This is a genomic window from Mesorhizobium sp. M1406 (assembly GCF_040317555.1).
Lineage (GTDB): Bacteria > Pseudomonadota > Alphaproteobacteria > Rhizobiales > Rhizobiaceae > Mesorhizobium.
On record NZ_JAMYKW010000106.1, the window covers coordinates 1 to 10,725 of the forward strand.

Genomic DNA, 10,725 nt, shown 5'->3' on the forward strand with positions numbered 1-10,725 from the left:
GCTCGCTCGCTACAGCGCTATCGAGAGCGCGCTCGCGAGCGGCTTCGCTACCGCCGAGCTACACCACCTGTGGGGACGCGACCTTAATGTCGCATGCGACGGACGTTCTGAGGTTCGGAGTCCGCCGAACTAAGGGAGGAGAAACAAAATGAAGAAGGACAAGTCACCCACATCGCGGCGGAATTTTTTGAAAACCAGTGGGCTCGCTGCCGGCGCAGCGACCGTCACCATTGCGGCGCCCTGGGTGCGCAAGGCCGAGGCGGCCGAGACGATAACCTGGAAGATACAGACCTCATGGCCGGCTGGCGTCGGTCTGGAAACCTTTCAGAAGTGGTGTGCAACGATCAAGGACAAAACGAACGGTCAGCTCGAGCTTCAGCCTTTCAAGGCCAAGGATATCGTCGGGGACTTTGAACTTTTCGACGGGGTCAAGAACGGCGTTCTGGAAGCCATGAACTCGTTCTCACTGTACTGGGCGGGAAAACTCCCGGCGACCGCATTTATGAGCTCCTATACGATGGGCCTTCGCTATCCGCATGAATGGGACATCTTCTTCTATTCCAAGGGCGGATTGCAGGTCTGTCGCGATATCTACGCCGCGCAGGGGCTTTACTACGTTAACCGCATCCATCATGGAGCCAACATCATTCACTCGAAAACTCCAATCCGCTCCTTTGACGATTTCAAGGATCTGAAGCTGCGCGTTCCGGGCGGCATGATCGCCGAGACGTTTGCCAAGGCGGGCGCCAAGACGACACTGCTGCCCGGCGGCGAGGTTTTCTCGGCATTGGAAAAGGGCACGATCGACGCCGCTGACTATACCGGCCCGGCGGTTAATTGGGCGCTCGGCTTCCAGCAGGTGACGAAGTACATTTCCATGGGTCCCCCCGGCCTGATGTCGATGTACCAACCCGTCGACTTGATGGATTTCGCGGTCAACATGAATGTCTGGAACAAGCTTCCCGACAATCTCAAGCAGTTCATCGAGGGCGAGGTACAAGTCTATTCCAACACCCATTTCGGCGCGATCCAGAAAGCCGACATGGAAGCTTGGCAGAAATTCATCGACGCCGGCACGGAAATCAATCGCCTAAGCGCGGACGACTTGCAGAGATTCCAGGAGATTGCGGTCCCGATCTGGTTCGAATGGGCCAACAAGGACAAAGATGCCGCCCGCATCTTCAAGCTGCAGCTGGAAGTCATGGAAAACCCAACGGTCGGCTACGTCACGCCCGATATGTATCAAGGCTTGTCGATCAACCTGTAGACATCGGCGCCCGCCCAGATAGAGGCGGGCGCTTTCTTTCGCTCGGTTTTCAACACCGGCAGTTGCTTCCATGCCATCACTTACCTTCGTCATGCCGCACTGGCTCTACTGGTCGACGCTGGGCGTGTTCCCGCTGGTCGCCGCCTGGCTCGTATCTCGCGAGCAAAAGCGGCGCGACGCCGGCCGACCGGGCCTGTTCCTGGCTTATCTTTTCCTGGTCACCGCCGGCTTTCTTGGGATGCACCGGTTTTATCTCAAGAGCGCCTTGGGTCTGGTCTTCATTCCGTTCTTCCTAGCGGTCCTGTGGACCAGCGCAGACATACGCACTGCCCGTGAAAGCCTGTCTCTCGCCCGCTCCGAGGCCGAGCACGCTGAACGGCTGCTCACGCGCGCCCAGTCCGACCTCGCCGCCGGCAAGGCTGGAGCAGCCCAGCGTCTTGCCAAAGCTCAAGCTGATGCCACGCCGGCGCGCGATCGTCACGCCGCCTCGACCGCTGGTCTCCATCGCGCGAACGGATACGCACGCATCGCCGGTGTCCTGCTTGGGATTCTTCTCCTCGGCGACGCCTTCCTTCTGCCAGGTCTTGTAAGGCGGCGGCGGCAACGTGAGACCATGCCGACGCCGCTATTGGCGCATCCTCTGGAGACAGGCGTGCCCCTCAGCGCGGTGAGGCCACCATTGCCGCCCTTTCGGCCGGTCGACTGGCTCGTGCGAGTGACGGGCGAACTCGTCGCGTATTGGGCCGTGCTCGCCGTCTTCGCCTACTATTACGAGGTGGTCGCCCGCTACATTTTCAATTCACCGACCAATTGGGTCCACGAGAGCATGTTCCTCATGTTCGGTATGCAATACATGCTTGCCGGCGCCTACGCCTATCGCGACGAGACTCATGTCAGAGTCGACATCGTCTACAGCCAGCTTTCGTCGCGCGGCCGCGCGATATGCGACATCATCACTTCTTTTTTCTTTTTTCTTTTTGCCGGCGCCCTGCTTGTAACGGGCTGGCGTTTCGCCAGCGACGCGATGGCGATCGGAGAGCGATCATTCACCGAGTGGGGCATCCAGTACTGGCCAGTAAAACTCACCATGCCGATCGGCGCGGCGCTGCTTATTCTGCAAGGCCTGTCCCGCCTGCTGCGCGATATCGCAACCGTGGCGGGAAGGGGCGAATAGCGATGGGGCTCGAGCTTCCGATCCTGTGGCTGAGCGTCCTCATGTTCGGCGGACTAGGCGTGCTTCTGCTGCTCGGCCTGCCAATGGCCTTCTGCACGGGCAGCCTCGCCGTGCTCTTCCTGTTTCTGTTCGGCAATTCAGCGATGCTGAATATGCTCCCCTCGCGAATCTTCCCGTTCATGACGGATTACCAGCTCTCGGCCGTGCCGCTGTTCATTTTCATGGCGGCGATCCTTGAGAAGGCCGGCATCATCGAGGAACTGTTCGATGTCGTCTACAAATGGCTCGGTGGGCTGAAAGGCGGCCTCGCCTCAGCCACCGTCATCTCCTGCACGTTGCTTGCTGCCATGGTCGGTGTCGTTGGCGCGACCGAGGTGACCATGGGAATGATTGCGCTGCCGGCGATGCTGAGGCGGAACTACGACGCCAAGCTCGCCTGTGGGGCTCTGCTCGCCGGCGGCACGCTCGGCATCCTCATCCCGCCCTCGGTCATGGCGATCGTCTATGCGGTTGTGGCCCAGCAGTCGCTCGGTGAGTTGCTCGTCGGTTCGGTTTTCCCGGGCCTTCTGCTGTCGGGTATGTATGTCGCCTACGTAACCCTGCGCTGTTACATTAACCCTGCACTGGGTCCGGCGCTGCCGGTCGACGAGCGGGTGAGCTTCGTCGAAAAAATGAAGCTGTTGCGCCGTACCATCTTGCCTATCCTGCTCATCATCCTCGTTCTAGGTGTCATCTTCCTCGGCATTGCGACACCTGTGGAGGCGGCGGGAATCGGTACCTTTGGAGCCTTTATCGTCTGCGCAGCCCACCGCCAACTCAACTGGGACACCATTCGCGATGCAGGCATCGCCACGTTGAAGGCGACCGCCATGGTGATGTGGATCTTTTTTGGCGCCACAATGTTCGTCGGCTTTTTCATTCTCAAGGGCGGCCAGACCTTCGTCGCTGATTCAATTCTCGGCACCGGACTGGCGGCCTATGGCGTGCTTGTGCTGATGATGGTGATCTTGTTCGTGCTCGGCATGTTCCTCGACTGGGTCGGTATCCTGCTTCTTACCGTGCCGATCTTCCTGCCGATATTGAAGAGCCTGCAGTTCGATGGGCTGTTTGGCCTGCCCGGGGTCGCTCCAGGCGATGTGCCGCTCTGGTACGGCATTATTTTCATGGTCAATATGCAGATGGCCTTCCTCAGCCCGCCTTTCGGCTATTCGCTGTTCTACCTGAAGAGCGTCGCCCCACCTCAGATCACCATGGCCACGATCTTCCGGTCCGCCGTTCCGTTTTTGTGCCTGCAAGCGATCGGCGTCGCTCTGTGCATCGTATTTCCCGCCATCACGCTGTGGTTGCCCAAAATGGTCTATGTGACCAATTAGACGCAGAACAACTGTATCCAACCTTCGCCACCGCCACCGCCACCAGCGGGCGAGTTGCGAGACGGGAGGCGGTGCTATAGGAGTCTGCCGCCCTCTCAGGCGTGCTCCTGTCGAACGCGAAGACGGACCCACGTCCTCCCCGGTTACGATGCGTTTACTGGGCCGTCTTTGCTGGCTGACCAACTTACGCCACGAGCCGTACAGGCAACCGGGCCAGCGCCCGCCCAACCGCTTGCGCCACTCGACCGGGCGCGCCGATCTGGTATCGAGGCGTGAGCGAGCGCCGCGACAGGAACAAGGATGTCGTCATGAAGTTCCTGCTTGCGGCAGATCGCCAGCGCGCGCGGGATATGACATTGGGGACAGCTTTGAAGGAAAGGGATTACCCCAGCGTATCCGGCCGTGGGAATCGTTCAGATGAGGCCTGGTGATTTGCACCGGACGGATGCACTTTCTGAGAGGACCGATTTCGCCCAAGGATTTTCGGAGCATTAGTCAGCCTAGGCCACCCGGTAATTTCGGCTTCGCCGGCATGTTTGGAACTTGAAACATGGGTGCATCTCTCTACGAGCCAATCAACGTCTATAAGCCGCTCGCGCCGGACATCGGCATCGTCGATGGACCATTGGAATATTTGACTGTAGGCGGAATCAGGCTGCCGCTTCCGTTCACCACCCGAATGACAGTCGTGCGCCTCTCAAACGGCGACCTCTTCCTCCATTCGCCGATCAAGTTAGACGAGAGACTGGCTAGGGAACTGCGCGGCCTGGGGAGGGTTCGCCATCTCGTGTCGCCCAACCAATTCCATTATGCCCACATCGGAGAATGGGCGAGGGCCTTTCCTGAAACGATCTCCTGGGCCTCTCCAGGTGTGCGCCGGCGGGCACGGGCACGGCATGTGGATATCGACTTCACGAGAGATCTCGACGTCAGTCCGCCCGAAGAATGGCGTCGGGAGATCGACCAACTGCTTTTTCCCGGCGGCTATTTCAAGGAGTTCATTTTCTTCCATAAGCCTTCGAGGACGCTGATACTCACCGATACGATCATCAACATCGAACTGGACAAGATTTCCGAACCGTGGCGAACGGCGACCAAGATCGCTGGGATGTATCATCCCTACGGCCAAATATTCTTCGGAATGCGCCTGCCGCTGATCGTCCAGCGGCGAAAGGCGAAGGCGACCATCGCAACGATTTACTCATGGCAACCGCAGCGAATTGTGCTCAGCCATGGCCGCTGCTTTCATGCGGATGCTAACAGGGTGATCCGACGGATATTCGGAGCCCCGAACTACGAAAAGTAGTTTGTCCGTCGCGGGGGGCTCATCGCTCTTGAGTCCTGCTGCCCACACTAAAGGTCAATTGGCCAGACCAATTGACCAAATTTCGCCAAATTAGATAAAAGACGACTTGGGGAGCAGGGAGCGATGCCTACTCAGGCTATTCAGCCGCGTCGGCTCTATCGACAGGTCGCCGATCAACTGAGACAGCTGATCGGGTCTGGCGAGTTTGGCGTTGGCGATCGTCTGCCGACGGAGCGGGAATTGGCTGACCAGTTGGGAATCTCGCGTCCGACGGTCCGTGAGCGCTAATTGCGCTTCGAGGTTGAGGGCCGCATACGCCTTTGCGACTTAGGGCCACGAACGTTGGCAAGGCGCCCGCCGCCGGGGTTAGTCGGCGGCGGGGATGGCACTGGCTTGCGGGTCCCCCAGGAGACGCGCTCTGCCACGCCCTGGACCGCCTCGTGCCGGGTCGCTCTAGCTGCCAAAACCCAAATCACTCTAAAACGACCGAGCTCCGACCCTTGCAGTCGATCAGTTGCGAGCGTCGCATGACCCGATCTGACCTTTGAGGAAATTCGTCGGCTGCCGAAACTCACGCCGTTGACCCAACGGTGATCCACATTGCCCACGTTGCGAATGGTGGCAACGCGCAGTCGGTCATTGAGGTGATCTTCGCTGTTGCCCGATAGCAGACGTTGCCGGCGACAACGCTGGACATCGTAGTCTCGCCCTCCGTCGCGCGCCAACAACCGGTAAAAGTTGATGCAGTCACTCAACAAACGTGATAGCCGCCGTCCCCGACTGCACTGATGGGTGCAATAGGCCTCTTCAAATTGACGGAGATCAGGGGGATGGAGTTAACCCGGCGCTTGGAAGAACACGGCGATCGTCCGGCGCTGATCTTTCCCGGACGCACGCCGATCACCTACCGCGATCTTGCGCGGCGTGTCACAGCGTTGGCAGCCGAGTTCGGACCGGAGAAAAAGCTAGTCGCGGTAGCAGCCGAGCCGACGGAACACGCGGTCATCTCTTATCTGGCAGCTATGCACGGCAAGCACGCCGTCGCATTGATCCCGCCCTGCGACGCGTCGGCTCTGGAGGACTTCGTCGCCGACTATTCGCCTGAAATCATCTGCAGACGCGTAGACGCCCGCTGGCGCTGCCGCACGGAAGCCGGGGAGTCCAATGGCGCACCGCATCCCGATCTCGCCGTGCTGCTCGGTACCTCCGGCAGCACCGGCAAGAGCCGGTATGTTCGCCTGTCAGCCGCCGCAATCGAGGCCAATGCGGGGGCCATTGTCAGCTATCTGGAACTCGGCCATCGGGATCGGGCGGCGCTTATCCTGCCATTCCACTATTCTTACGGCCTCTCGGTCCTGAACTCTCATCTAGAGGCAGGTGCCAGCACCTATTTCCCGAAACACGGTGCCTTCCACGCCGCCTTCGCTCAAGAGATGCGCGAAGCGCGCTGTACCAATATCAGTGGCGTTCCCTATTCCTTCGAAATGATGGACCACGCCGGCTTCCGAAGGCACGACTTGCCTGAGTTGCGTTTCATGACGGTGGCCGGCGGACGCATGCAACAAGCTCTGGCCGAGACCTTTCGGCGCCATCTCGCGGACAACTCTGGCTGCTTCTTCATGATGTATGGGCAGACCGAGGCAACCGCTCGCATCGCCTATGTTCCCCCCGGCGAGCTCGAGGGCAATCTGGGCAGCATCGGCATTGCCATCCCGGGCGGCAAACTCTGGTTGGCTGATGAAGACGGCCGGCCAATCGAACAAAATGGCGAGCCGGGCGAACTCATCTACAACGGTCCCAATGTGATGATGGGCTATGCCCATCGACGGACGGATCTGGCAACGGCACACGAAGTCCGGATTTGCGTACAGGCGACATCGCAAAGCGTGATGATCGCGGGTTCTATTCGATAGTCGGTCGCCGCAAGCGGATGTCGAAGATCGCGGGCCTACGCCTGAGCCACGACGCGATCGAAACGGCGCTTGAGAAAGCTGGGATCGCCGCAGCAGTCGTCGGAGACGATGAGCGCATTCTGGCGATGGTGACGACAGCCAATGTCGACGACGACGAGGTGCTCCAGGTCATGATGGCTGCAAGCGGACTGCCAAGGCCGCACCTCGAAGTCGGCAGGGCGACGTCGTTGCGGAAACTCGCCTCGGGGAAGATCGACTATGCTTCACTCCAGGCTCGCCTGCGAGCTCCGCGCCAGCAGATGGCCACGAATGTCCTGGACGCCTTCAGGAATGCGTTCTATCCGCGTCAAGTTGGTCCCAGCGACACTTTCGAAAAGCTCGGCGGCGACTCGCTGCTCTATGTGCAGCTCTCGCTGACCCTGGAACGTGAACTCGGGAGTCTGCCGGAGGGATGGGAAACCATGCCCCTTGGCGACCTTGCCCCAACAGCCGAACCCAAGAACCATAATCGGTCCATCGACAGTCAACTGGTCCTGCGTGCTGCCGCGATCCTGCTGGTTGTTATCCATCACGCAACGCTCTGGCCCATTCCGGGCGGAGCCGCCACACTCGTGATGTTGGTCGGGTTCAGCCTGGCTCGCTTTCAGCGCCAGAGGCTGTTCGCCGGTGATGGTCTAGCGGTGTTGCGGCCGCTGGCAGCCAACCTTGCACTCTATGCGCCCATCGTCGCGGGTTTCTCCCTGGCGCGTGGCGAGGTTCTATGGCCTTCGGTCTTTCTGAGTGGCAATCTCGGCTTTGCCGCACCGCCGCACATGGTGCCGTATCTCTACTGGTTCGTTGAGGCGTATGCGCAGACCATTCTTTTATTGGTGATCCTGTTTTCCATTCCGCAGGCGCGTTGCATCGCACATGCAATGCCGCTCGCTTCTGGCATTTTCGTGCTGGCAATTGCTGTAGCAGCCAAGTTCCTCACGCCACTCGTCTGGTACATCGGCGGGCCGCAGATATTCACACTGCCTGACATCCTTTATTTGGCCATCCTAGGCTGGTGCCTGTACTTCCTCGACACGCCGCCGAAACGGAAGGCGTTCTTTTCCGTCACCACTATTCTGTGCCTGGTGCTGGCCTGGTCGGGCGGCAATTGGACAGGTTCCTGGGTCAAGTTCATGCTGGTGCTCGGCGCGGTCTACGTCCTGCTTTTCATTCCACGCATTACATTGCCCGGTTGGGCGGCGCGCCTCATCCTGCCGGTCTCTGCCGCCAGCTATCACATCTATCTTTTTCACCGCGTAATCCCCGACTGGCTGCTTCCGCAACTCGACCTGGGCACGCAGCAGCCTTCCGGCGCGGCAGCGGCCATTTCGATCGGTCTCGCATCAGGCTTGGCAGCATTCTGGTTGCAAAAGCAATTGGTCGGCTGGCTTGCGTATCGGCGAGCCTCCCGCCGCGGTTGGCGGAGCCATGTCTTCGTCAGCCCATTGGAAGCAGCCGAATAAGACAGTGTGGCCGGAGAACGGGTACAGGATACCGCCGCGCGCGCGGATGCCGACCGCCAGCCCGCGGAGATGCTTGAGCGGGGTGGAAAGTCGCCTGGTCAGCGGGCCAGCGCATCCGAGAAGCACGCAAATGGTAGGCCCATGTTTTTTCGACCGCGACACCGATTTTCAGACCGGCGTTCAGTTCGCGCCCGAGGTCGGATTCGTGTTTTCCCGAGGCCGGAAACAGAAACCCGTCGAGGCGCCGGAAGTCGCATGCGATGCTCTCGGCCTCCCGGATTGACTCGATACGCTCGATGGCGGTCGATTGGCTTTGATAATCAAGCCGCGCCAGTTCCTCGCTGCGCAATTTGATCAGTTCCGAAAAGTAGTCGTCGCACACCGACGACAGATGCGCGGTGGTGCGGGCATGCCGGTCCACCCTCTGCCACGGCGGTCAATCAGTCGGTGACTAGGCTGCGGTTCGGCGAACCCGTCGAGATGCTTTTCGACTACCGGCGGGATAACGGGAACCTTTGTTGATTTAGAAGGTTCGAATGTAATTCGGCTGCACTCCGCTTTGCGTGGAATTCAGGCCGCGAAGCCAAAGACTGCCGATGTCTTGAGGAGGGACGTGTCATGCCTTTGCGTTTCAACGGTACAGAGATAATTTTCGCCCTTCTGCTCTCTTCAACTTTGATTCCCGCCGCCGCTCAAATGAGCGCTAAAGGAAAAATAAGCGGGAAGGATTTCGACAACGCTGCCGCCGAGCAGGCCAAGCGATATCTGGAAGAGGGCCGCGAGACATTCCGCTTCGACACGTTCGGCAGCGAGGAATTTTGGGGCGGCAAACTTAAACTCCACGAGGCGATCGCAGGTGAGAAGCTGGGTGGCATCGGGCCGGGCCTGAGCCCACAGAAGGCCCTCGAACTCGGCTTAAAGGTCGACGTGAACGCTATCCCCAAAGATGTGGCCGAGGCGCTCAACAAGGGCGAGGTTGATCTCGCCGATCCGGCAAGCACGCTTCTACTGCTCAAGGCCAATGCCGTGGTCGGGGTGACCGGATTCTTCGCCGAGGACGGAAAGACGCTGACGTCGGTGGGTATCCAGTGCGCGGTGTGCCATTCGACCGTTGATGACGCTTACGCGCCTGGTATCGGGCAAAGACTCGATGGCTGGCCCAACCGCGACCTCAACATCGGGGCGATCGTTGCCCTGGCGCCTGATCTCACGGCGCTCACCGAGATGCTGCAAATACCCGAAGCGGACGTGAAAAAAGCGGTGAAGGCCTGGGGGCCCGGCAAATTCGATGCCGAACTGAACCTCGACGGCAAGGCTTTCCGCCCGGACGGCAAGACGTCCGCCACGCTCAATCCGCCCGCATTCGGATTGGCCGGCGTGAACAATCACACGTGGACCGGAGCGTGGGGCACAGTGAGCTACTGGAACGCTTACGTCGGCAACCTCGAGATGCACGGGAAGGGCGTGTTTTACGATCCGCGTCTTGATGACGCTGAGAAATATCCCGTCGCAGCCAGAACGAAGCAGGGCCACAAGCAGGACAAGGAAGACCGGATCACCGCCAAGCTGCCGGCACTTCACTTCTATCAGCTCTCGCTGCCAACCCCCAAACCGCCCGAGAGCGTCTTCGACAGCGCTGCGGCGCAGAAGGGAGAGGCGCTCTTCAATGACAAAGCGAAATGTGCGACTTGCCACGTCCCGCCGCTCTTTACCGAACCGGGCTGGAACCTGCATACGGCCGACGAGATCGGCATCGACGACTTCCAGGCGATGCGATCCCCGGACGAGCGCTACCGGACCGCATCATTACGGGCACTTTGGAACATGGAAAAAATCCACAAGGGAGGGTTTTACCACGACGGCCGGTTTGCCACCCTCCACGACGTTGTCGAGCACTATGACGGCCATCTCGGCCTTGATCTGACCGACCAGGAAAAGAGTGATCTGATCGAGTACCTCAAGTCGATCTGATCAGCACTCGGCGCGCCAGAGGAGCCTCGGCGCAAGCGCCGCCAGCATCAGGGCGACGCTGGACGGAATGTGTGTGAACAGCCACGGCTGCTGTTCAAGAGCGGGACGTCGCTGCTTGTAAGTACCAGCAGCGGGCTTAGCTCACCACTTGACGCGGAAGCCCAGCGAGCCGGTCAGCGCGTGACTATCACCGAAGTCTTCCAGGCCCGTTCGGGCGATGGCTTC

Annotated in this window: 8 protein-coding genes and 1 pseudogene; 8 read left to right on the forward strand and 1 reads right to left on the reverse strand. The window is 59.8% G+C overall.

Going from position 1 to position 10,725, the window contains the following annotated elements; genetic code table 11:
- The first annotated feature begins 148 nt into the window (after nucleotides 1-148).
- The 7 genes and pseudogenes from dctP (at nucleotide 149) to NKH03_RS33205 (ending at nucleotide 8,529) form a co-directional block, all read left to right on the forward strand.
- The gene (gene dctP / locus NKH03_RS33175; protein ID WP_352873603.1) at nucleotides 149-1,267 is read left to right on the forward strand and encodes a TRAP transporter substrate-binding protein DctP; all 1,119 of its coding nucleotides are present in this window, start codon (nucleotides 149-151) and stop codon (nucleotides 1,265-1,267) included.
- A gap of 70 nt (nucleotides 1,268-1,337) precedes the next feature.
- Nucleotides 1,338-2,441, forward strand: coding sequence for a TRAP transporter small permease subunit (locus tag NKH03_RS33180; RefSeq protein WP_352973112.1), 1,104 nt, complete (start codon nucleotides 1,338-1,340; stop codon nucleotides 2,439-2,441).
- Nucleotides 2,442-2,443: 2 nt separating this feature from the next.
- On the forward strand, nucleotides 2,444-3,814 hold the full coding sequence (locus tag NKH03_RS33185) for a TRAP transporter large permease (RefSeq protein WP_352873599.1): 1,371 nt from the start codon (nucleotides 2,444-2,446) through the stop codon (nucleotides 3,812-3,814).
- A gap of 550 nt (nucleotides 3,815-4,364) precedes the next feature.
- Nucleotides 4,365-5,120 (forward strand): DUF4336 domain-containing protein, encoded by a 756-nt coding sequence (locus NKH03_RS33190; protein WP_352873598.1) that lies wholly within the window; start codon nucleotides 4,365-4,367, stop codon nucleotides 5,118-5,120.
- Between the two features lie 123 nt (nucleotides 5,121-5,243).
- Nucleotides 5,244-5,405, forward strand: a pseudogene (locus tag NKH03_RS33195) (FadR/GntR family transcriptional regulator); the annotation flags it as partial.
- A gap of 545 nt (nucleotides 5,406-5,950) precedes the next feature.
- Nucleotides 5,951-7,033: an AMP-binding protein gene (locus NKH03_RS33200; protein ID WP_352973114.1), complete on the forward strand. Its 1,083-nt coding sequence runs from the start codon at nucleotides 5,951-5,953 to the stop codon at nucleotides 7,031-7,033.
- Nucleotides 6,982-8,529, forward strand: coding sequence for a phosphopantetheine-binding protein (locus NKH03_RS33205; RefSeq protein WP_352973115.1), 1,548 nt, complete (start codon nucleotides 6,982-6,984; stop codon nucleotides 8,527-8,529). Before NKH03_RS33200 ends, NKH03_RS33205 begins: the two co-directional genes overlap by 52 nt.
- Here NKH03_RS33205 and NKH03_RS33210 read toward each other — a convergent pair.
- Nucleotides 8,504-8,950: a hypothetical protein gene (locus tag NKH03_RS33210; protein WP_502913582.1), complete on the reverse strand. Its 447-nt coding sequence runs from the start codon at nucleotides 8,948-8,950 to the stop codon at nucleotides 8,504-8,506. The two genes, NKH03_RS33205 and NKH03_RS33210, sit on opposite strands and share 26 nt — an antisense overlap.
- A 197-nt stretch (nucleotides 8,951-9,147) precedes the next feature.
- On the opposite strand from NKH03_RS33210, the gene NKH03_RS33215 reads away from it, so the two are divergent.
- A complete protein-coding gene (locus NKH03_RS33215; RefSeq protein ID WP_352873594.1) occupies nucleotides 9,148-10,500 on the forward strand; it encodes a hypothetical protein in 1,353 nt (450 codons plus the stop codon).
- The last annotated feature ends 225 nt before the right edge of the window (nucleotides 10,501-10,725 follow it).